Raw genomic sequence first — 20,504 nt, 5'->3', positions numbered from 1 at the left:
TCCGGTCCTCCTGTCCGGCGAGCGCGGACGCCCGGCGGACACCGGGGAATATAATTGCACGAGACGTATCGTCTCGTTAGGGTGCATCACATGATCCGTAGGAACCCCGCCGAGCGTGCCCACATCGCCATGTTCTCCATCGCGACCCCGGGGCATGTGAACCCGAGCCTCGAAGTGATCAGGGAGCTCGTCACCCGCGGGAACCGCGTCACCTACGCGATCCCCCCGGCCTTCGCCGACCAGGTCGCCGAGACCGGCGCCGAGCCGAAGCTCTGGAACTCCACGCTGCCCACCGAGGACGACCCGGAGGCCTGGGGCACCGAGCTGATCGACCACGTCGAGCCGTTCCTCACCGACGCGGTGCAGGCGCTGCCGCAGCTCATCGAGGCCTACCAGGGCGACCGCCCCGACCTGGTGCTGTACGACATCACCGCCTACCCCGCCCGCATCCTCGCGCACCGCTGGGGCGTCCCGATCATGCAGCTCTCCCCCTGCATGGTCGCCTGGGAGGGGTACGACGAGGAGGTCGGCAAGCCGCTGTTCGAGCCGCTCAAGCAGACCACGCGCGGCCGGTCCTTCTTCGACACCTTCGCCGGCTGGATCGCCGACAACGGCATGGACCTCGACGTCGAGAGCTTCATGGGCCGCCCGGACCGCTGCCTCGTCCTCATCCCCGAGGTCATGCAACCCAACGCCGACCGGGTCGACCGATCCGTGTACACCTTCGTCGGCGCCTGCCGCCCCCGCCCCGGCAAGCCGGACGAATGGCAGCGTCCACCGGGTGACGACAAGGTGCTGCTGGTGTCGCTCGGTTCGACGTTCACCAAACAGCCCGGCTTCTACCGGGAGTGCATCAAGGCCTTCGGCGACCTGCCCGGGTGGCACACGGTCATGTCCATCGGCCGGCACGTGGACCCGGCCGAACTCGGCGACATCCCGGACCGGGTGAAGGTCCACCCGTGGGTGCCGCAGCAGGCCATCCTCCAGCAGGCGGACGCGTTCATCACCCATGCGGGCGCCGGCGGCAGCCAGGAGGGACTCGGCACCGCCACCCCGATGGTGGCCGTGCCGCAGGCCGTCGACCAGTTCGACAACGCCCGGATGCTCGAGAACCTCGGCGTCGCGCGCCACATCCCGCTGGCCGACGCGACGGCCGAACGGCTGCGGGAAGCGGTGGTGTCCCTGGCCGGCGACCCCGTGGTCGCCCGGCGGCTGTGTGCCATCCAGGCCCAGATGGCGGCGGAGGGCGGCACCCGGCGCGCCGCCGACCTGATCGAGGCCCAGCTGCGCCCGGAGTGAGCCGGCCGCAGCTGGGCCGGGCGCCAGCGCGCCGACGGGAATTCGGGGGCGGGCGCCGTCCGGACCGTCCTAGGGTGCAGCCATGACGACGCACTACGCGGCGCTGCTGCGCGGCATCAACGTGGGCGGCAAGCGGGTACCGATGGCCGAGCTGCGCACCCTGATGGAAGGCCTCGGACTCGACGCTGTACGCACCCATCTACAGAGCGGCAACGCCGTCTTCACCAGCGACGAGGACGACGAGGAGAAGCTGGCCGCGCATCTGGAGCAGGCGCTGGAGAAGCACTTCGGCTTTCCCGTCGCCTGCCTGGTGCGCGACGGCGCCTACCTGAAGGCGGTCGCGGACGCCTGCCCGTTCCCCGCGGCCACGCTCACCGGCAAGCAGCTGCACGCCACCTACTTCTCCACACCCGTGGACCAGGCCCGCTTCGCCCACCTCGACCAGCCGGCGTTCCTGCCCGAGGAGTTCCGCCTCGGTGACCGGGTGCTCTACCTGTACGTACCGGACGGCCTCGGACGCTCCCGGCTCGCCGAGGCCCTCAGCAGACCGGCCGTGACCCGCGGCCTGGTCGCCACCAGCCGCAACTGGAACACGGTCACCAAACTCGTGGAGCTGACCCATGAGTGACAGCGGGACGCGCCCACCCGACACCCGCCCCGGGCGACCGGCGCAGGCCGAGCACGCCGAGCACGCCGAGCACGCCAGGGAGGCCGAGCACGCCGAGGAGGCCGATGCCGCAGCCGTGCAAGCCGTCATCGACGGCGAACTGCGCCTGCTCGACCCGGCGGTGCGCCGCTCGCCGGAGCTGGCCGGGCGGCTGTTCCACCCGGACTTCGTCGAGCACGGCGCCTCGGGGCGGATCTATGACCTCGCCTCGATCCTGACCCTGATGGCCGAGCCGCCCCCGCCGGGCGCCCGCCCCTCCGTCGCGTCCCGGATCCGCGGCGTCCGGCTCGCCCCGGACCTGGTGCACCTCACCTACGACAGCGACAACAACGGCCGGTGCGCCCATCGCAGCTCACTCTGGCGCCGTACCGCCGAGGGCTGGCAGCTCTACTTCCACCAGGGCACGCTCTTCATGCCGGAAAGCCCTACGCCCCCAGCGCCGTGACCGCCGGCGCGCACGCCGCGTCGTAGCGCCGGAGCAGCACCTGTGCCACCTCCGGCGCCGGGCCGAGCACCTCGGCCAGCACCTCGGCGCCGGCTTCGGCGGCGCCCCGCGCGATGCGGTCGGGCAGGAAACCGGGGGCGAGCACATAGCGGGCGACGGCGATCCGCCGAGCCCCTTCGGCGCGCAGCCGGCGCACGGCCGTCGCCGTGTCGGGGACGTCGGTGCGCCGTCCCGTGCCCGCCGCGAAGGCGGGCCGTACCGCGTACCACCCGTCGCGTTGCCACTGCCGGGCGAGGGCGCCGGTCACCTCGATGGCCTCCGGGTCCGTCGACCCGGCCGCCGCCAGCACCACCCCCGTCGAGGCACGCTGTCCGGGCCTGACCCCGGCCTCCCCGAGCCGCCGCTCCAAGGCGGTGACCAGCAGCGGGGACGGCCCCAGCACCGCTGCCTGGCGGACGTCGAGCCGCGCCGGGGCACGGCGGAGCACCGTAGGGATGTCCGACTTTGCGTGATAGGCCCGGTTCAGCAGCAGCGGCTGGGCCACGACCTCGCGCACCCCCTGCGCCGCGAGCGACTCCAGCGCGCACGTCACCGACGGCAGGTTGAACTCCAGGAACCCGGTCGCCACCGTCAGCCCCGGGCGCATCGCCCGCACCCGTGCGACCAGGGCATGCACGGTGGCGGCATGCCGCGGATCACGGCTGCCGTGGGCGATGACGAGCAGGGCGGGGGCGGAGTCAGGACGGTGCATGGGGGAGGAACGTTCCAAGGGGTTCGACGGGGCGGCAAGAGGTTCGACGGGACGGCAACGGGCTAGGCGGGGCGGACGGTGGGCGGGACGGCAACGGGCTAGGCGGGGCGGACGGTGGGCGGGGCGGCTCCCCGGCCGAGGCCGACGGCCGGGGCGACCGGGGAGCCGTCAGCGGCGGATCAGCCCCTGACGAGCAGCCCCCGGCTGCGCAGCACCCACCGCTCCAGCGGGCTGAAGATCAGCAGGTCGATGGCGATACCGACGATCAGGATGAGCAGGATCGCCAGGAAGACCTGCGACATGCTGCTGTTGGTCCGGCCGGCCTCCAGCAGCTGGCCGAGGCCCATACCGAGATCGGGCGACTGGGCGATGATCTCGGCGGCCATCAGCGAGCGCCAGGAGAACGCCCAGCCCTGCTTCAGACCGGCCAGGTATCCGGGCAACGCGGCGGGCATCACGATGTGCCGGGTACCGCGCAGCCCCGTGGCGCCCAGGGTACGACCCGCCCGCAGGAACAGCGGGGGCACCTGGTCGACGCCGGAGACCAGGCCGTTGGCGATCGAGGGGACCGCGCCCAGCAGGATCACCGCGTACATCATCGAGTCGTTCAGGCCCAGCCAGATCACCGCAGGTGGCACCCACGCCACCGACGGCAGCGACTGCAACCCCGACAGGACGGGCCCGATCGCGGCCCGGACGAACTTCACCCGGGCCACCAGCAGCCCCAGCGGGGTGCCGATCACCAGTGCCAGCAGGAAGCCCAGCAGGCCCCGCGAGACACTGGTCCAGATGTAGCCGAGCAGGGTGCCCTGGAGCCAGGCTTCGTGCACCTCGTCCCACACCGAGGACGGGGCCGGCAGCTTGTAGCTGTCCGTGACCTTCGCCCACACCAGCAGTTGCCACACCACCACCACCAGCACGACGGCGACGACCGGCGGCAGCACCTTCTGGGTGAGGGTGTGGCGCAACGGCAGCCGCCTGGTCTGCTGGGTCTCCAGCGCGTCGAGCCCGGCCTCCAGGCCCGCCAGGTCACCCGCGTCGGCTGCGGCGGGCCTGACGGTCGACGTCTGGGGCGTCTCGCTGCCGGTCTCCGTGTCAATGCTGGCCATGACGGCGGATCTCCCCACGCAGTTGTTCGGTGATCTCGATCGACAGCTCCGCCACGTCGGCATCCTCGATGCGGCGCGGTTGCTCGATGTCCACGACCCACTCGCGGGCCACCCGCCCGGGACGCGACGACAGCAGCACCACACGCTGGGCGAGCCGCACCGCCTCCCGGACGTTGTGCGTGACGAACAGCACCGACAGCCGGGTCTCGCGCCAGATCCGGGTCAGCTCGTCGTGCAGCACGTCCCGGGTGATCGCATCCAGCGCCGCGAACGGCTCGTCCATCAGCAGCAGCCTGCTGTCCTGGGCCAGCGCCCGCGCCATCGCCACCCGCTGGCGCATCCCGCCGGACAGCTCGTGCACCCGCTTGCGGTAGGCGCCCGTGAGCCGGACGAGCTCCAGCAGCTCCTCGGCCTGGGTGCGGCGCTGCGCCTTCGGCACGCCGCGCAGCTTCAGCGCCAGCTCGATGTTCTTGCCGGCGGTCAGCCACGGGAACAGGGCGTGTTCCTGGAACATCAGCGCCGGCCGGCCGTCGGTGCTGATCGTGCCGGAGGTCGGCTGGTCCAGGCCGGCGACCAGGTTGAGCAGGGTCGACTTGCCACACCCCGAGGCCCCCAGCAGGGTGACGAACTCGCCGGGGGCCACATCGAGAGTGATGTCGTCCAGGACGAGGTGGCGGCCGGCGGGTGAGGCGAAGGACTTGGAGACGTTGGTTATTCGTGCGGCGTGATCCCTCGCATCGACACCAACGGCGGCCTTGGCGACTGTGGTTGCCACGGTCGAGCTCCTCCCTGGAGCGGTGGGATCCTTCCCGGCCGCCGGGCCGGGAAGGGATGGTGTGGTGCTGGTACTGCGTTTTCCCGGGGGATGACCCCCGGACCCCCAGCCGGACTGCGTTTCCCCGGGGGATGACCCCCGGACCCCCAGCCGGACAAGCAGGCCGGCTGGGTGACCGCGCGGACATCGCGCGGCGAGCCTGAGTAACTGCGCCCTACTGTGCGCCGAGCCCCGCGGCGTCCACCGCGGGCCTGCCCTGAGCCTTGAGGATCTTGTTCAGCTGAGTGAGGTCGTAGATGCCCTTGAGCCGGGGCGCTTCGAGCAGACCGGCCTTGACGGCGTTGTCGGCCTCGGTGCTCAGCGTCCCGGCCAGCGGGTCGTCGGTGAACCGGATCGACTGCCAGGCCGGGTCGAGCACGTCGCCCGGCAGCTCCTTGCCGGACAGCGCCTTCAGCTTGGCGTTGGCGGCCTTCTTGGCCGCGTCGGGATGGTCGTTGATGAAGGCGTTGGACTTGACGGAGCCGCGCAGCACGGCGGCCACCACGTCCGGGTGCTGCTTGAGGAACGACTGCGAGACGACGACATTGGTGATCACGAACTTCTTGTCCGGCCACAGCGTCGACTCGTCGAGCAGCACCTTCGCACCCTCGGCCACCAGCTTGGACGCGGTCGGCTCCGGTACCCAGGCGCCGTCGACGGAGCCGGAGCGGTAGGCGTCCGGGGTGATCTTGTTGTCGGTGCGCACCACGGACACGTCGCCCTTGCCGCTCTGCGCGTCGACCTTCCAGCCCTGCTTGCCGATCCAGTCGAGGAACGCCACGTCCTGGGTGTTGCCGAGCTGCGGCGTGGCGATCTTCTTGCCCTTGACGTCCTTGAGGGACTTGATCTTCTCGGGGTTGACCACCAGCTTCACCCCGCCGGACGCGGAACCGGCGACGATGCGCAGGTCCTTGCCATGCGAGGCGGTGTAGCCGTTGATGGCGGGGGAGGGGCCGAGCCAGCCGATGTCGATGGCGCCCGAGTTCAGCGCCTCGATCTCCGAGGGACCGGCGTTGAACTGCGCGTAGCCGGCCTTGGTGCCGCCCAGCTCCTTCTGGAAGATGCCTTCCTGGTCGCCCACCAGGGCCGTGGCGTGGGTGAGGTTCGGGAAGTAGCCGATCCGGACGGTGTCGACGGACAGCTTCTTGCCGTGCGCCTTGGGCGCGTCGTCCTTGTCGGCTGCGGAGCCGTACCCGCAGCCGGTGGCGGCGACGGCGAGGACGATCAGCCCGGCGAGCGCGGCGGAGGTGCGACGCGCCGGGGTCGACGCTCTGCCGGTGATGCGGGCACGCGAGCGGCGGGACAGGGAGGCAGGCAGCACGGGAGGGGGTCCTCTCGTTGGCCCGGTCCGTTACGTCCCGCGCACGGCGGAATGGTCGCGGGACGCGACCGGGAGCTCATAGGGTTTTCGTCGCCTCTGGCGACACGGCAACACATCGTGGGGGGAGCGAAGAGCGCTCGAACGCGGCGCGTTTGTCGCGGTCAGCCCGCACATCGCGCCACCCCGCCCTGCCCGCTGCCGAGGGCGCCGCTACCGATGCGGCCGCCCTCTTTGGCGAACGTGGCGAATACGTCGATCGTGTTCATGGTCAGAAGTCCCACCCGGCGTCGTCGGCCGCCGGCTCGGCCACCACGGTGTGCTCGGCGGCGAAGGCGTTGCCGGCCATGCCGGCGGTGAGGGTGGTGCCGTCCGCCGGGTCGATCAGCAGGAACGAGCCGGTGCGGCGGGAGTCCTCGTAGGCGTCCAGCGCCAGCGGCTCGGCGGTGCGGATCCTGACCCGGCCGATGTCGTTGGCGACCAGCTGCCCGGGGTTCGGGTGCTGGGAGAGGTCGTCGAGGGTCAGCCGGGACGGGATCTCCTTGACGATCGCCTTCACGGTGCGGGTGGTGTGCTTCAGCAGCACCCGGTGGCCCACCTTCAGCGGCTGGTCGGCGACATGGCAGACGGTCGCCTCCACGTCCTGGGACGGGGTGGGGGCGTCACCGCTCGGCACGATCAGGTCGCCGCGCGAGATGTCCAGGTCGTCCTCGAGCAGCAGCGTCACCGACTGCGGTGTCCAGGCCACGTCGACCGGCGTGCCGAGCAGCTCGATGCCGGAGACCGTCGACGTGCGCCCGGACGGCAGCACCGTCACCTGCTCGCCGACGCGGAACGTGCCGGCCGCGATCTGGCCCGCGTAGCCCCGGTAGTCCGGGTGCTCCGGGGTCTGCGGCCGGATCACGTACTGCACCGGCAGCCGGGCGTGGCAGTGCGCCAGGTCATGGCTGACGGGCACCGTCTCCAGGTGCTCGAGCACCGTGGGCCCGCCGTACCAGTCCATGGTCGCGGAGGCCTCCACGACGTTGTCGCCGACCAGTGCGGAGATCGGGATCGCGGTGACCTCCGGCACGCCCAGCTCCCTGGCGTAGCCGGTGAACTCCTCGGCGATCCTCGCGAAGACCCGCTCGTCGTAGCCGACCAGGTCCATCTTGTTGACCGCGAGCACCACGTGCGGGACGCGCAGCAGCGCGGCGATGGCGGCGTGCCGGCGGGTCTGCTCGACGACTCCGTTGCGGGCGTCGACGAGGATCACGGTGAGCTCGGCGGTGGAGGCACCGGTGACCATGTTGCGGGTGTACTGCACATGGCCGGGGGTGTCGGCGAGGATGAAGCGCCGCTGCGGCGTGGCGAAGTAGCGGTAGGCCACGTCGATGGTGATGCCCTGCTCGCGCTCGGCGCGCAGCCCGTCGGTCAGCAGCGCCAGGTCGGGCGCCGCCTGTCCGCGGTCGTGCGAGGCGCGCTCGACGGCCTCCAACTGGTCGACGAGGACCGACTTGGAGTCGTGCAGCAGCCGTCCGACCAGGGTCGACTTGCCGTCGTCGACGGACCCCGCGGTGGCGAACCGCAGCAGGGTGGTGGCTTCCAGACCGGCGAGGTCGGTGGTGGTCATGGCTTAGAAATATCCCTCGCGCTTGCGGTCTTCCATGGCGGCCTCGGAGAGCTTGTCGTCGGCGCGGGTCGCGCCGCGCTCGGTCAAGCGGGAGGCGGCGATCTCGGTGATCACCGCTTCAAGGGTGTCAGCGGTGGAGTCGACCGCGCCGGTGCAGGACATGTCGCCGACGGTGCGGTAGCGCACCTGGCGCTTCTCGATGCGCTCGCCGTCCTTCGGGCCGCCCCAGTCGCCCGCGGTGAGCCACATGCCGTTGCGCTGGAACACCTCGCGCTCGTGGGCGAAGTAGATGGCCGGCAGCTCGATCTGCTCCCGGGCGATGTACTGCCAGACGTCCAGCTCTGTCCAGTTGGACAGCGGGAAGACGCGGACGTGCTCGCCGGGCGCGTGCCGGCCGTTGTAGAGCTGCCACAGTTCGGGGCGCTGGCGGCGCGGGTCCCACTGGGAGAACTCGTCACGCAGCGAGAACACCCGCTCCTTGGCGCGCGCCTTCTCCTCGTCGCGCCGCCCGCCGCCGAAGACCGCGTCGAAGCGGTGCTGCTGGATGGCCTCGGTGAGCGGCACGGTCTGCAACGGGTTGCGGGTGCCGTCCGGGCGCTCGCGCAGCTTGCCGGCGTCTATGTACTCCTGCACCGAGGCCACGTACAGCCGCAGGTTGTGCTGCTCGACGGTGCGGTCGCGGAAGTCGAGCACCTCGGGGAAGTTGTGCCCGGTGTCGACGTGCATCAGGGAGAACGGCACCGCGGCCGGCGCGAACGCCTTCAGGGCCAGGTGCAGCATCAGGATGGAGTCCTTGCCGCCGGAGAAGAGGATCACCGGCCGCTCGAACTCGCCCGCGACCTCGCGGAAGATGTGCACCGCCTCGGACTCCAGCGCGTCCAGATGGCTCAGTGCGTACGGGCTGTCCGTGCTCATGTCGATGACGCTGGTCACTTGGCACCCCTCTCGCTTCGTCCGGGGCGCTGCGTGACAGCGCCTGTTCTCTGGCCCACGCGTGATGGTGCGGCGTCGGTCGCGGCCGGCCGGGCGGCCACGGATGTGTCGCTCACAGCAGTCCCTTCCCTATGAGCAGGTCATGGAGCGCGGCCGCGGACTCCTGCACGGACTGGTGCTGCGACTCGATGCGCAGATCCGGCGACTCCGGCTCCTCGTAGGGGTCGTCGACACCGGTCAGACCGGAGATCTCGCCCGCCGCCTGCTTGGCGTAGAGGCCCTTGACGTCACGTACGGAGCACACGTCCACCGGGGTGGCGACGTGCACTTCCACGTACGGTGTGTCCTCGTCCGCGTGCCGCTTGCGCACGGCGGCGCGGCTGTCCGCGTACGGTGCGATCACCGGCACCAGCGTCAGGACGCCGTGCCGGGCGAGCAACTGGGCGACGAAGCCGATGCGTTGCACGTTGGTGTCGCGGTCCGCGCGGCTGAAGCCGAGGCCCGCGGAGAGGAACTCGCGGATCTCGTCGCCGTCCAGCACCTCCACGCGGTGGCCCGCTTCGCGCAGTCGCCCGGCGAACTCGTGGGCGATGGTGGTCTTGCCCGCGCTCGGCAGGCCAGTGAGCCAAACGGTGGCTCCCGTCACGTGCTTCCCCCTGCGATCAGAAATGGTCTGGCTCATCCGTGCAACCCGCATTCGGTCTTGGCGCGGCCTCCCCAACGGCCGGCCCTGGCGTCTTCCCCCTCGAGGAGTCGCCGTGTGCACGGGGCGCAACCGATGGAACCGTAACCGTCCATCAGCAGCGGGTTGGTGAGCATACCGTGCTCCTCGATGTAGGCATCCACGTCGCTCTGCGTCCAGCGGGCGATCGGGGAGATCTTGACCTTCTGGCGGGCGTCGTCCCAGCCCACGACCGGTGTGCCCGCGCGGGTCGGGGACTCGTCGCGGCGCAGTCCGGTCACCCAGGCGTCATAGCCCTTCAGGCCTTCGACGAGCGGCTCCACCTTGCGCAGCCGGCAGCACAGGTCGGGGTTGCGTTCGTACAGCCGGGGGCCGTACTCGGCGTCCTGCTGTGCCACGGTCTGGCGCGGGGTGAGCGTGACGACGTTGACATCAAGGACGACGTCCACCGCGTCGCGGGTTCCGATCGTCTCGGGGAAGTGGTAGCCGGTGTCGAGGAAGAGGACGTCCACGCCGGGCAGCGCGCGCGAGGCGAGGTGGGCGACCACCGCGTCCTCCATCGAGGACGTCACGCACAGGCGCTTGCCGAACGTTTCTGCGGCCCAGGAGAGGATCTCGGCGGCTGAGGCCTCTTCGAGGTCCCGTCCGGCCTGTTCGGCCAGCTCCTTGAGATCCGCCGCGCTCCGCTCCTGGGTGGAGACCGTGCTCATGATCCGTTCCCTCCGCTTCTGCCGCGGTTGTCGCGCTGAAGACCTCGGGCCAACAGCCCGAGGAACTTCAGTTGGAAGGCGCGGTTGCAGCTGCCGCATTCCCAGGCGCCGCCGTGTTCCTGATCACTGGGACGCAGATCCTCGTCTCCGCAGTAGGGGCAGTAGAACGGCGCGGCACGCTCGGTCATGCCGGGCCGCCCCTCATTGAAGCGGGGTCCGCCTGCGTGGCGCTGAAGTCCGGGTTGACCGGGGTGCGCAGCCGGGGCTCGCTCGCCGAGGTCACGACAGTGCCTCCTCGCTGGCGCGTGCCACCCAGGTGGCGAACCGCTCGCCCGTCTCGCGCTCGGCCTGGAAGCGGCGCAGTACCCGCTCGATGTAGTCGGCCAGTTCGGTGGCGGTGACCTTCAGGCCGCGCACCTTGCGGCCGAAGGACGCGTCCAGGCCGAGGGCACCGCCGAGGTGCACCTGGTAGCCCTCCACCTGGTTGCCGTCCTCGTCGAGCATCAACTGGCCCTTCAGGCCGATGTCGGCGGTCTGGATGCGGGCGCAGGCGTTCGGGCAGCCGTTCAGGTTGATGCTCAGCGGCTCGTCGAAGTCCGGCAGCCGCTGTTCGAGTTCGTCGATGAGCTGCGCGCCGCGCGCCTTGGTCTCGACGATCGCGAGCTTGCAGAACTCGATGCCGGTGCAGGCCATGGTGCCGCGCCGGAACGACGAGGGGGTGACGGTCAGGTCGAGCGCCTCGAGGCCCTCGACGAGCGAGTCGACCCGGTCCTCGGTGATGTCGAGCACCAGCATCTTCTGCTCGACGGTGGTGCGCACCCGGCCGGAGCCGTGTTCCCGGGCCAGCTCGGCGATCTTCGTCAGCAGGGTGCCGTCGACCCGGCCGACGCGCGGTGCGAAGCCGACGTAGTAGCGGCCGTCCTTCTGCCGGTGCACGCCCACGTGGTCGCGCCAGCCCGCCTTGGGCTGCTCCGGCGCCGGGCCGTCGATCATCGGCCGCTTGAGGTACTCGTCCTCCAGGACCTTCCGGAACTTCTCGGCGCCCCAGTCGGAGACCAGGAACTTCAACCGGGCCCGGTTGCGCAGGCGACGGTAGCCGTAGTCACGGAAGACCGACACGACGGCCTCGTGGACGTCGGCGACCTCCTCCACGGGGACCCAGGCGCCGAGACGCTGGCCGAACTTGGGGTTGGTGGAGAGACCGCCGCCGACCCAGACGTCGAAGCCGGGGCCGTGCTCGGGGTGCTCGACGCCGACGAAGGCGACGTCGTTGATCTCGTGGGCGACGTCCAGCAGCGGGGAGCCGGAGACCGCGGTCTTGAACTTGCGGGGCAGGTTCGAGAAGGCGGGGTTGCCGATGATCCGGCGGTTCATCTCCTCGACGGCCGGGGTGCCGTCGACGATCTCGTCCTCGGCGATGCCCGCGACGGGCGAGCCGAGGATGACCCGGGGGCTGTCGCCGCACGCCTCGGTGGTGGACAGGCCGACGGACTCCAGGCGCCGCCAGATCTCCGGCACGTTCTCGATCTGCACCCAGTGCAGCTGGATGTTCTGCCGGTCGGTGATGTCGGCGGTGCCGCGGGCGAACTCGGCGGAGATCTCGCCGATGGTGCGCAGCTGCTCGGTGGTGAGCTGACCGCCGTCGATGCGTACGCGCATCATGAAGTAGCGGTCGTCCAGCTCCTCGGGCTCCAGGATCGCGGTCTTGCCGCCCTCGATGCCGGGCCGGCGTTGGGTGTACAGGCCGTACCAGCGCATCCGGCCGCGCAGGTCGGCGCCGTCGATGGAGTCGAAGCCCGCCTTGGCGTAGATCGTCTCAATGCGTGTCCGCACATTGAGAGCGTCGTCGTCCTTCTTGGTCTGTTCGTTGCCGTTCAGCGGGGTGAAGTGGCCCATGGCCCACTGGCCCTCACCACGGTGTCGGCTCACCTTGCGGCGGGGCGCGGCGGCGGAAGGCTTGTTCTCGGTGGCAGCCATGGTGATGTACGTCCTTCGGGCCGGGCAGGCGGCTCTGACCTGCGCATATGGGCACGGTGCGGGAGGGGTGCCTCCCCACTGGGAGAGCCCTTGGGGAGGGCGCGGCGCTGCGCAGAGGTGTGAATGGGGATGGAGCAGGCCCACTCAGGGGCCGGGCGGAGCGGTGCAAGCAGCAGAAAGCGGCGGTGCTGTGACTGTCAGCCCGCCGGACAGATGGCGCTGGAAACGCGCCTGAGGTCGACGTGCCGTCGACTCACCAAGACAACCCCAGCTCCAGACATGAAGGAAGCGTGGCATGGAGATCTCGGGCCAGTCCACCAGTGTCCGTGATTCGGACATTCTCATCTCGAATCGTAATACGACGATCGGAGGTCCGGTGTCCGGCCGCCGGAGCCCGGTGCGGCGTACGGTCGGTGCTCGCGCATGGCCGTCCGGCCGCCCGGGACCGTGCCCGCCGGCGTATGAGATGGGTCTCATGCCGCCGAAGCAGGCCTCATGTCGCCCGTGTGTCGCGGCGTGCTCGTCTTGCTGGGAAGCATCTCACGGAGTTCGTTGTGTCCCTTTACCTGTGATCTCCGTTCCGGCCTCGCCGGATGGTCGGTGCCGTCGAGTGGGGCAGCAGGTCGCTCGGGCGGTCCGGCAGCAGCAGTCGTACGTCCGTTTCCTCCCTGAACCGGTAGGGACGGTGCTCGAGCAGGCTGCTGAGATAGCGGCGTATCCGGGACATCTCGGCGCGGACCGTGACGGTGCGCGCGGGGTCCCCGAACACGTCCACGGCCAGCTCGGCCGCGGTACGCCCGGACCGGTGCGCCGCCAGCAGGTACAGCAACTCGGCATGGCGCGGGCTCAACCGGTGCGTCCACTCACCGACGCTGCCGGAGACGGTCAGCGACCAGCACCGCGTGCTGCGCAGGTCCAGCACCACCCGGCCCGCACCGAGCGGCTCGGGCTCCGGCTCCGACTCCACCCTGAGCAGCCAGCCGCCCGGCAACGGCTCGGCGACACAGCCACCCAGCGCCGGCAGCCAGTGCCGCCCCGCGCCGAACGACTTCGGCAGCGGCAGCCGGTCCACCGGCGCCATGCCCGTCACCCCGGCCGTCCAGCCCTGGGTGTCGACCGCGAGCGCCCGGCCGCCGACCCGCGCGAGCAGCGGCGCCGACACCGCGCGCAGCCGATCCAACGCGGTGCTGTGCTGCTCCCGCAGCCGTGCCTCGGCGAGCTTCGCCACCGAGCCGACCAGCGCCAGCATCGCCGGATGGAGGCTGTCCAGCGGACCGCTGATGTCCACCACGCCCAGCAGCCGGCCGTCCCGCGGGTCGGTGATCGGGGCGCCGGCGCAGCTCAACGGGTGCAGGCTGCGCAGATAGTGCTCGGCCGAGAAGACCTGCACCGGGCGCCGCACCACCAGCGGGGTGCCGATGCCGTTCGTGCCGACCACGGCCTCACGCCAGTCGGCACCGACCTCCAACCCCATGCCGTCGGCCTTCTTCAGCACCGTGGCGCTGCCCTCGCGCCACAGCACCCGGCCCTCCGCGTCGGAGACGACCATGATGTGCCGGGCCGCGTCGGCCACCGACAGCAGTCCCTCGCGCAGCACCGGCAGCACCTCGGTCAGGGGGGAGCAGCGCCGGCGGCACTCGATGTCCGAAAGGCTCAGCAGATCCGGCTGCGGGCCACGGTCGGGGTCCACACCCCAGCGGATCGTGCGGTGCCAGGACTCGCCGATCACCGGGCGCGGCGCGAGCCGGGAGCGGTGCCCGGAGAGCGTGGCGGCCCGCACCTCCTGGAGGAGCCGGGCGGCTTGGTCGACGTCCGCACCTGCGACCCTGGCCGGGTCGATCTGCGCTGCCTGCTCCGGCGGTTCCGCCCCGAACGGTGCGGCGCTTTGCACGGCTCGCACGCCCTTTCCACTTTCCGTACCGAGAGCGCTGCGCGCTCGCTCCACCATGTTCCTCTGCTGAGAGAGGGCGTGCGCCGCGCGCACGAGTTGTCATGTGTTTGCAACCCTCTGCAACTCTGGCGAACAACCATGCGCTGAAACAAGCTGACGTCACGTCGCCCCGTGCGGCCATCAGTTCCCGAAGGGGCCTGATCGTGGGGGTGGTGCCGTGTCGGCGCAGCACCACCCCCGTGATGAGGCCCGGTACGGCCGATGCCGCCCGCGCAGCCGCAGGGCCTCGGCCCCTCAGGAGGCCGCGGGGCTCGCCCGCCGGACCACCGAGGCGAGATCGAGGGTGGCCGGCAGCGTGCCGAAGGCCGCCCCGTGGTCCCGGCCCAGCCGTGAGGCGCAGAACGCGTCCGCCACCTCCGCCGGCGCGTACTGCACCAGCAGCGCCCCCTGGAGCACCAGGGCCATCCGCTCCACCAGCCGGCGCGCCCGCGCCTCGATGCCCTCCAGGTCACCCAGCTCCGTCAGCAGGTCCTTGACCGCGCCGTCCAGACGGTGATCGGCGCCGCGGGCCCGGCCGACCTCCTCGAGGAAGGCGTTCAACGCCGCCGGCTCGCGCCCGAGCGCGCGCAGCACGTCCAGCGCCTGCACATTGCCCGAGCCCTCCCAGATGGAGTTCAGCGGCGACTCGCGCAGCAGCCGCGGCAGGCCCGACTCCTCCACGTAGCCGTTGCCGCCCAGGCACTCCAGCGCCTCCGCCACGTGCGGCGTGCAGCGCTTGGTCACCCAGTACTTGGCGGCCGGCACCGCAAGCCGCAGCAGGGCACGCTCCCGCTCGTCGCCGGCGGCCGCGGCGTCGTACGAGGCGGCCAGCCGCAGCGCCAGCGTCGTCGCCGCCTCCGACTCCAGGGCCAGGTCCGCCAGCACGTTGACCATCAACGGCTTGTCGATCAGCCGGCCGCCGAACGCCTCCCGGTACGTGCAGTGGTGCACGGCCTGCACCAGCGCCTGCCGCATCAGCGCCGCTGAGCCGAGCACGCAGTCGAGACGGGTGGCCGCGACCATCTCGATGATGGTGCGCACCCCGCGCCCCTCCGCGCCGACCCGGCGCGCCCACGTGCCGTCGAACTCAACCTCGGACGAGGCGTTCGAACGGTTGCCCAGCTTGTCCTTGAGCCGCTGGATCGCGAAGACGTTCCGGCTGCCGTCCTCCAGCACCCGCGGCACCAGGAAGCACGTCAGACCGCCCGCCCCGGCGGAAGAGTCCGCCTGGCCCAGTACCAGGAAACCGTCCGACATCGGCGCCGAGCAGAACCACTTGTGCCCCGTCAGCGCGTACTCGCCCTCGGCGGACAGCCGGGTCGCCCGGGTGCTGTTGGCCCGCACGTCGCTGCCGCCCTGCTTCTCCGTCATGCCCATCCCGAAGAGCACGCCGGCCTTCTGCGCCGCCGGCCGCAACTCGGCGTCGTAGACCTGCGAGGTCAGCAACGGCTCCCAGAACGCGGCCAACTCCGGGTCGGCCCGCAGCGCGGGCACCGCGGCGTGCGTCATCGACAGCGGGCAGCCGTGCCCCGCCTCGACCTGCGACCACACCAGGAACGCGGCCGACCTTCGGACATGCCCGCCGGGCCGCGACCAGGCGGCGGTCAGACCGGCCGAGACACCCTTGCCGAGCAGCCGGTGCCAGGAGGGGTGGAACTCGACCTCGTCGATGCGGTTGCCGTAGCGGTCGTGGGTGCGCAGCGTCGGCGGGTTCTCGTTCGCCAGCCGCCCCCACTCCTGTGCCTGTGCCGAGCCGGCCACCAGACCGAGCTGGGACAGCTCTTCGTGCGCCTGCTCGGCGAGCGGGGGCTCCAGATGCCGCGCCACGGCCTGCGCCAGGGCCCGGTCGGAGGAGAAGACGTCGTATCCGACCAGCGGCGGAGCCTGGTTGGTCACTGTGTGGGTAGGTGCTGCCATGCGGATACGGTAAGGAGGTGCACCAGGCAAAAGAAACACCCGCACGGCCGGCCGGCCGTCTTCGCCGGATCCGTGCGACGTATCGAAGCCGGAACGTGTCGGTACGCAGGACCGCCTGGCTGCTCCTGAAGGACGCGGTCCACTCCTGCATGGAGTACCGCATCCTCGGTCTGGCCGCCGAGGCCGCCTTCTTCACCCTCCTGTCGGTGCCCCCGCTGCTGTTGAGCATGATCGGACTCCTCGGCTACGTCGACGCCTGGACCGGTGCCGACACCATCGCGAGCCTGGAGAACAACATCCTGGAGGCGTCCCGCACGGTGCTGTCCGACCAGGGCGTCCGGGAGATCGCCCGGCCCCTGCTCGAAGACGTGGTGAAGGGCGGCCGGCCGGACGTCATCTCCCTCGGCTTCGTCTTCGCCCTGTGGTCCGGCTCCCGCGCGGTGAACGTCTTCGTGGACACCATCACCGTCATGTACGGCCTCGACGGCACCCGCGGCATCGTGAAGACCCGGATGCTGTCCTTCCTGCTCTTCGTCGTCGCGCTGCTGATCGGCTCCGTGGCGCTGCCGCTGATGGTGGCGGGCCCCGACGCGGTGGTGCAGCTGGTGCCCAGCTCGGAGACGATCGTGCGGGTCCTGTACTGGCCCGTGGTGATCCTGCTGTCCGTCGTCTTCCTGACCACGCTGTACCACGTGTCGGTCCCGGTGCGTTCCCCCTGGCCGGAGGACATACCGGGGGCACTGGTCGCGCTCGCCATGTGGGTGCTGGGCAGCTTCCTGCTGCGCATCTACCTGACGAACACCGTCGAGGGCCCCACCATCTACGGATCGCTCGCCGCGCCCGTCGCCGTCCTGCTGTGGATCGGCGTGTCGGCCTTCGCGGTCCTGGTCGGCGCCGCGGTGAACGCTGCGCTGGATCGGGTGTGGCCGTCGGTCGCGATGAGCCGGGCGCGGCGCGCCCTCGGGCGCGCCGCGGACGACGGTGCCGGTTCCGGGGCGGTCGACGGTGCCCCCGGTGGGGGTGAGGGTGCCCCTGGCGGGGCGGGGCGGTTGCGGCGGCATGCGCGGCGGGGGGTCGCCCTGCCCCCTGGGCCGGGGGCGCCCGGCGCCCACTAAGGGGCGCGGGGCTGTGACATGGTGCGGCTCCGCTGCGTGGGCGCGACCAGCCACGACGCGACCTTGCAGGTCGCCACCGGCCCGAAGGGGCTGTTTTCTGTCGTGTCCGGGCCACCGGCCGGTGGCCGGTTGCTCGCGCAGTTCCCCGCGCCCCTTTTGGTGCGCGCCGTAGGCCGCAAGGGTCGCCTCCTAGACTTCCCCGAACGTGAACGAGAACGTCGCTGGGCGCGCCGGCAGTTCGTGTTGCGGGAGGACCCCGGGGCCGCAGGACTCGGAGCCGATGCCCTGGTGGGCGTGGTCCAGGTTGACCCAGACGGTGTCGCCGGGGACCAGGTCGGTGCGGTGTCGGGCGGCGTCGAGCTGCTCGGACGTCCACCGGCGTGCGGTGAAGGAGCACGCCGGCTCGGCCTCGATGCGCAGCGCGTCACCTCCCGCCCCGTCCGGGGTCAGCGTCACCCATCGCACGTCCGTCCGGGCGCCGTTCTCCTGCGGGTGCACGTAGGGCGTCTGGAGGGCGTCGACGGTCGACGTGTGGCGGCCGAGGCGTGCGGCGGCTCGGGTGTCGCGGTACGCCTCGCCGGGCCCGCCGCCGAACCACGTCACCCGTCCGTATGCGGCGGGGATCCCGAAGCGCACCCCGAGCCGGGGCAGCGGCACCGTCCAGTCGCCCTCGGGGGTGACCGAGACGGTGAGGGTGAGCCGGCCGTCGCCCGCGGTCCACCGGTAGACCGTGGCGAGGCCGACCTGCGCGGCCGCCGGTGCCACCCGGGTGCGCACCACGAGGGCGCCGTTCCCGTCCCGGCCCGCCTCGAGGTGCACCGCGTCCAGCCGGTGCTGCATGCGGTGCAGGCCCAGCCGGCGCCAGCGCGGGCCGACGCGGTCGGTGGCCGGTCCGCCGGGTGCCTCGTCGTTGTCGGTGGGCGCCCGCCACACGTCCAGCCGGAACGCGTCGACCGGCACGGACCCGATGCGGCGCGGCGCCCCGGTGCGGGCGTCGAACACGGCCGGGCCGAGGGTGAGGACGTCGCCGTCGCGCACCGGCGCGTCCCCGCACGCCGCGGGCACGGCCACCCGGTCGGTGACCGGCACCTGCCCCCACGCCACCGGGTGCCCCCGCTCGGCCCAGGCGGTGTCACGGGCGAGTTCGGCCCGGACCGTCCACAGGCGCTCGCCCCCGGTGGCCGGCGCGGTGGCGGGCGTCGGAGGCAGCGCGCACACGGCGCTCTCGCCCGGCGCGAGCGCCGGCACGTCCAGCGCGCCGGTCGCCACGCTCTCGCCGTCGACCTCGTACGACCAGGTGAAGGCGAGGTCGGACAGGTCGGCGAAGTCATGGCCGTTGGTGACGCGGACACCGCGGCCGGCGCCGTCAGCGGCGATCCGGACCGGCTCGATGACCTTCTTGTACTCGACCAGGCCGGGGGACGGGGTGCGGTCGGGGAAGACCAGGCCGTCGCAGACGAAGGCGCCGTCGTGCAGTTCCTCGCCGAAGTCGCCGCCGTAGGCGTAGCCGAACCGCGGGTGCGCCAGGCCGTGGTCGATCCACTCCCAGACGAAGCCGCCCTGGCAGCGCTCGTGGGTCTCGAAGAGGCGCTGGTACTCGCTCAGACCGCCCGGCCCGTTGCCCATCGCGTGCGCGTACTCGCACAGCACGAACGGCAACGTGCCGCGCCGTTCGGGCCCGCCGTCGGCGCGCCGGCCGATGGTGTCGACCTCCGCGTGGCCCGCGTACATCCGCGAGTAGACGTCGGTGTCCTTGCTGGACGGGTCGCCCTCGTAGTGCAGCAGCCGGCTGGGGTCACGGTCGCGGATCCACTCGGCCATGGCGGTCAGACCGGCGCCGGTGCCGCACTCGTTGCCCAACGACCACATGATCACGCTCGGGTGGTTCTTGTCGCGTTCCACCATGCGGGCGGCGCGGTCCAGCAGGGCGGGTGTCCAACGGGCGTCGTCGACCGGGTTGCGCCGCCAGCCGTCCCGCCCGAAGCCGTGCGTCTCCAGATCGCACTCGTCGATCACCCACAGGCCCAGCTCGTCGCAGAGCGCCAGGAAGGCCGGGTGGGGCGGGTAGTGGGAGGTGCGCACGGCGTTGATGTTGTGCCGCTTCATCAGCAGCACGTCGTGGCGCATGGTGTCCGCGTCCACCGCACGGCCGGTCTCGGGGTGGAACTCGTGGCGGTTGACGCCGCGCAGCAGGATCCGGCGGCCGTTGACCTTGATCACGCCGTCCTCGACGACGACGGTGCGAAAGCCGATCCGCAACGGGATCCGTTCGCCCGCGGTGGCCAGGGTCCCGTCGTACAGGTGCGGGGTCTCCGCCGTCCAGGGCCGCACCGGCACGCTCACCCGCTCGCCGGTGGCGGCGTCGATGCCCAGGCCGGGGACGGTGACCCGGCCCGGCGTCGACGCGTCGACGCACAGGGTGCCCGTGCCGGTCGCGTGGTCGTACGACGCGTGGACGAAGAAGTCGGCGTCGGTGCCGTCCGGCCGGTGCAGCAGGGTCACGTCGCGGAAGATGCCGGGCAGCCACCACTGGTCCTGGTCCTCCAGGTAGGACCCCGACGACCACTGGTGGACCCGGACGGCGAGCACGTTGCCGGCCGGCTTCAGCAGGTGGTCGACCGCGAACTCGTGCGGCAGCCGCGAGCCCTTGAACTCGCCCAGCTCGGTGCCGTTGAGCCAGACCCGGGCACAGGACTCCACACCGTCGAACCTGAGCACCGCGTGGCCATCCGGCCAGTCGTCCGGCAGGTCGAAGGTGTGCAGGTGGTCCCCGGTGGGGTTGGCGGTGGGCACCCGCGGCGGGTCCACCGGGAAGGGGTATCCGGTGTTGGTGTACGCGGGCGAGCCGAAGGCACCGTCGCCTTGCAGCACCCAGTGGCCGGGCACCGTGACGGCGGCCCAGCCGGAGCTGTCATGGCCGGGTGCGGCGAACGCGGTGTCGGCGAGGACGGTGGCGTCGGCCGTGCCGGCCAGCCGCAGCCGCCAGGTGCCATTCAGCGAGAGCCGGGCGGCGTCGGAGCCGGCGTACCAGGCACGCGGCGGCAGGCAGCCGCGGCCCGGTGAGACGTCCTCGTGGTACGGGTGCGCCGCGGTGGCGCGGTGCGGGTCGTCGTCGTGGTGGGTCGGCGTGGGGTGGGCGGAGGCGGAGGCGGCGAGGGTGTCGTGCGGATGAGCCATCGGTCTCCCCATTCGGCGCGGTACTGCGTTTTCCCGGCGACGACGCCC

The 20,504-nt window shown here is 71.7% G+C and carries 18 protein-coding genes; 4 read left to right on the top strand and 14 right to left on the bottom strand.

What is annotated here, in order from left to right; genetic code table 11:
• Nucleotides 1-90 precede the first annotated feature (90 nt).
• From mgt to NQO67_RS31165, 3 genes are all read left to right on the top strand, one after another.
• A complete protein-coding gene (gene mgt, locus NQO67_RS31175; protein ID WP_255953683.1) occupies nt 91-1,299 on the top strand; it encodes a macrolide-inactivating glycosyltransferase in 1,209 nt (402 codons plus the stop codon).
• A gap of 82 nt (nt 1,300-1,381) precedes the next feature.
• Entirely contained in the window at nt 1,382-1,927 is a 546-nt protein-coding gene (locus tag NQO67_RS31170; protein WP_255953682.1) for a DUF1697 domain-containing protein, read from the top strand.
• Nucleotides 1,920-2,411 carry a nuclear transport factor 2 family protein gene (locus NQO67_RS31165; protein WP_308295718.1) on the top strand — a complete coding sequence of 164 codons (492 nt, stop codon included), beginning with the start codon at nt 1,920-1,922 and terminating at the stop codon, nt 2,409-2,411. The genes NQO67_RS31170 and NQO67_RS31165 overlap by 8 nt, the downstream gene beginning before the upstream one ends.
• Here the strand turns inward: NQO67_RS31165 and NQO67_RS31160 are convergent.
• The 13 genes from NQO67_RS31160 to NQO67_RS31105 form a co-directional block, all read right to left on the bottom strand.
• Nucleotides 2,392-3,162: a sirohydrochlorin chelatase gene (locus NQO67_RS31160; protein WP_255953681.1), complete on the bottom strand. Its 771-nt coding sequence runs from the start codon at nt 3,160-3,162 to the stop codon at nt 2,392-2,394. The two genes, NQO67_RS31165 and NQO67_RS31160, sit on opposite strands and share 20 nt — an antisense overlap.
• 179 nt (nt 3,163-3,341) lie before the next feature.
• Nucleotides 3,342-4,271 (bottom strand): ABC transporter permease, encoded by a 930-nt coding sequence (locus NQO67_RS31155; RefSeq protein WP_255953680.1) that lies wholly within the window; start codon nt 4,269-4,271, stop codon nt 3,342-3,344.
• A complete protein-coding gene (locus tag NQO67_RS31150; RefSeq protein WP_255953679.1) occupies nt 4,258-5,046 on the bottom strand; it encodes an ABC transporter ATP-binding protein in 789 nt (262 codons plus the stop codon). Before NQO67_RS31150 ends, NQO67_RS31155 begins: the two co-directional genes overlap by 14 nt.
• A 214-nt stretch (nt 5,047-5,260) precedes the next feature.
• Nucleotides 5,261-6,403, bottom strand: coding sequence for an ABC transporter substrate-binding protein (locus NQO67_RS31145; RefSeq protein WP_374119208.1), 1,143 nt, complete (start codon nt 6,401-6,403; stop codon nt 5,261-5,263).
• Between the two features lie 271 nt (nt 6,404-6,674).
• Complete coding sequence (locus NQO67_RS31140; protein ID WP_255953678.1) at nt 6,675-8,015, bottom strand: sulfate adenylyltransferase subunit 1; 1,341 nt, start codon at nt 8,013-8,015, stop codon at nt 6,675-6,677.
• Nucleotides 8,016-8,018: 3 nt separating this feature from the next.
• Complete coding sequence (gene cysD / locus NQO67_RS31135; RefSeq protein WP_255953772.1) at nt 8,019-8,930, bottom strand: sulfate adenylyltransferase subunit CysD; 912 nt, start codon at nt 8,928-8,930, stop codon at nt 8,019-8,021.
• A gap of 130 nt (nt 8,931-9,060) precedes the next feature.
• Nucleotides 9,061-9,645: an adenylyl-sulfate kinase gene (cysC, locus tag NQO67_RS31130; RefSeq protein ID WP_374119203.1), complete on the bottom strand. Its 585-nt coding sequence runs from the start codon at nt 9,643-9,645 to the stop codon at nt 9,061-9,063.
• The gene (locus tag NQO67_RS31125) at nt 9,627-10,340 is read right to left on the bottom strand and encodes a phosphoadenylyl-sulfate reductase (RefSeq protein ID WP_255953676.1); all 714 of its coding nucleotides are present in this window, start codon (nt 10,338-10,340) and stop codon (nt 9,627-9,629) included. The genes cysC and NQO67_RS31125 overlap by 19 nt, the downstream gene beginning before the upstream one ends.
• Nucleotides 10,337-10,528 (bottom strand): PDDEXK family nuclease, encoded by a 192-nt coding sequence (locus NQO67_RS31120; RefSeq protein WP_255953675.1) that lies wholly within the window; start codon nt 10,526-10,528, stop codon nt 10,337-10,339. The genes NQO67_RS31125 and NQO67_RS31120 overlap by 4 nt, the downstream gene beginning before the upstream one ends.
• A 91-nt stretch (nt 10,529-10,619) precedes the next feature.
• Nucleotides 10,620-12,317, bottom strand: coding sequence for a nitrite/sulfite reductase (locus NQO67_RS31115; protein ID WP_255953674.1), 1,698 nt, complete (start codon nt 12,315-12,317; stop codon nt 10,620-10,622).
• Between the two features lie 197 nt (nt 12,318-12,514).
• On the bottom strand, nt 12,515-12,598 hold the full coding sequence (locus tag NQO67_RS44650) for a putative leader peptide (RefSeq protein WP_374119207.1): 84 nt from the start codon (nt 12,596-12,598) through the stop codon (nt 12,515-12,517).
• A gap of 281 nt (nt 12,599-12,879) precedes the next feature.
• Nucleotides 12,880-14,157, bottom strand: a complete 1,278-nt coding sequence (locus NQO67_RS31110; RefSeq protein ID WP_255953771.1) for a GAF domain-containing protein — start codon at nt 14,155-14,157, stop codon at nt 12,880-12,882.
• A gap of 345 nt (nt 14,158-14,502) precedes the next feature.
• Nucleotides 14,503-16,164, bottom strand: coding sequence for an acyl-CoA dehydrogenase family protein (locus NQO67_RS31105; RefSeq protein WP_255953673.1), 1,662 nt, complete (start codon nt 16,162-16,164; stop codon nt 14,503-14,505).
• Between the two features lie 17 nt (nt 16,165-16,181).
• On the opposite strand from NQO67_RS31105, the gene NQO67_RS31100 reads away from it, so the two are divergent.
• Complete coding sequence (locus tag NQO67_RS31100) at nt 16,182-17,279, top strand: YihY/virulence factor BrkB family protein (protein WP_255953672.1); 1,098 nt, start codon at nt 16,182-16,184, stop codon at nt 17,277-17,279.
• A gap of 189 nt (nt 17,280-17,468) precedes the next feature.
• Here NQO67_RS31100 and NQO67_RS31095 read toward each other — a convergent pair whose 3' ends face one another.
• Nucleotides 17,469-20,456, bottom strand: coding sequence for a glycoside hydrolase family 2 TIM barrel-domain containing protein (locus NQO67_RS31095; RefSeq protein WP_255953671.1), 2,988 nt, complete (start codon nt 20,454-20,456; stop codon nt 17,469-17,471).
• Between the last annotated feature and the right edge of the window lie 48 nt (nt 20,457-20,504).

Origin of the sequence: Streptomyces odontomachi (assembly GCF_024435355.1) — a bacterium.
Classification (GTDB): Bacteria; Actinomycetota; Actinomycetes; order Streptomycetales; family Streptomycetaceae; genus Streptomyces; species Streptomyces odontomachi.
Note: the sequence above shows the minus strand (reverse complement) of the source record. Positions and strands in the feature narration are given on the sequence as shown.

What these genes read in the sequence shown, in the direction of transcription:
- NQO67_RS44650 (WP_374119207.1), bottom strand. Translation starts at nt 12,598, where the DNA reads ATGTCTGGAGCTGGGGTTGTCTTGGTGAGTCGACGGCACGTCGACCTC.
- NQO67_RS31105 (WP_255953673.1), bottom strand. Translation starts at nt 16,164, where the DNA reads ATGGCAGCACCTACCCACACAGTGACCAACCAGGCTCCGCCGCTGGTC.
- NQO67_RS31140 (WP_255953678.1), bottom strand. Translation starts at nt 8,015, where the DNA reads ATGACCACCACCGACCTCGCCGGTCTGGAAGCCACCACCCTGCTGCGG.
- NQO67_RS31155 (WP_255953680.1), bottom strand. Translation starts at nt 4,271, where the DNA reads ATGGCCAGCATTGACACGGAGACCGGCAGCGAGACGCCCCAGACGTCG.
- NQO67_RS31160 (WP_255953681.1), bottom strand. Translation starts at nt 3,162, where the DNA reads ATGCACCGTCCTGACTCCGCCCCCGCCCTGCTCGTCATCGCCCACGGC.
- NQO67_RS31115 (WP_255953674.1), bottom strand. Translation starts at nt 12,317, where the DNA reads ATGGCTGCCACCGAGAACAAGCCTTCCGCCGCCGCGCCCCGCCGCAAG.
- NQO67_RS31120 (WP_255953675.1), bottom strand. Translation starts at nt 10,528, where the DNA reads ATGACCGAGCGTGCCGCGCCGTTCTACTGCCCCTACTGCGGAGACGAG.
- NQO67_RS31170 (WP_255953682.1), top strand. Translation starts at nt 1,382, where the DNA reads ATGACGACGCACTACGCGGCGCTGCTGCGCGGCATCAACGTGGGCGGC.
- NQO67_RS31165 (WP_308295718.1), top strand. Translation starts at nt 1,920, where the DNA reads ATGAGTGACAGCGGGACGCGCCCACCCGACACCCGCCCCGGGCGACCG.
- mgt (WP_255953683.1), top strand. Translation starts at nt 91, where the DNA reads ATGATCCGTAGGAACCCCGCCGAGCGTGCCCACATCGCCATGTTCTCC.
- cysD (WP_255953772.1), bottom strand. Translation starts at nt 8,930, where the DNA reads ATGAGCACGGACAGCCCGTACGCACTGAGCCATCTGGACGCGCTGGAG.
- NQO67_RS31125 (WP_255953676.1), bottom strand. Translation starts at nt 10,340, where the DNA reads ATGAGCACGGTCTCCACCCAGGAGCGGAGCGCGGCGGATCTCAAGGAG.
- cysC (WP_374119203.1), bottom strand. Translation starts at nt 9,645, where the DNA reads ATGCGGGTTGCACGGATGAGCCAGACCATTTCTGATCGCAGGGGGAAG.
- NQO67_RS31095 (WP_255953671.1), bottom strand. Translation starts at nt 20,456, where the DNA reads ATGGCTCATCCGCACGACACCCTCGCCGCCTCCGCCTCCGCCCACCCC.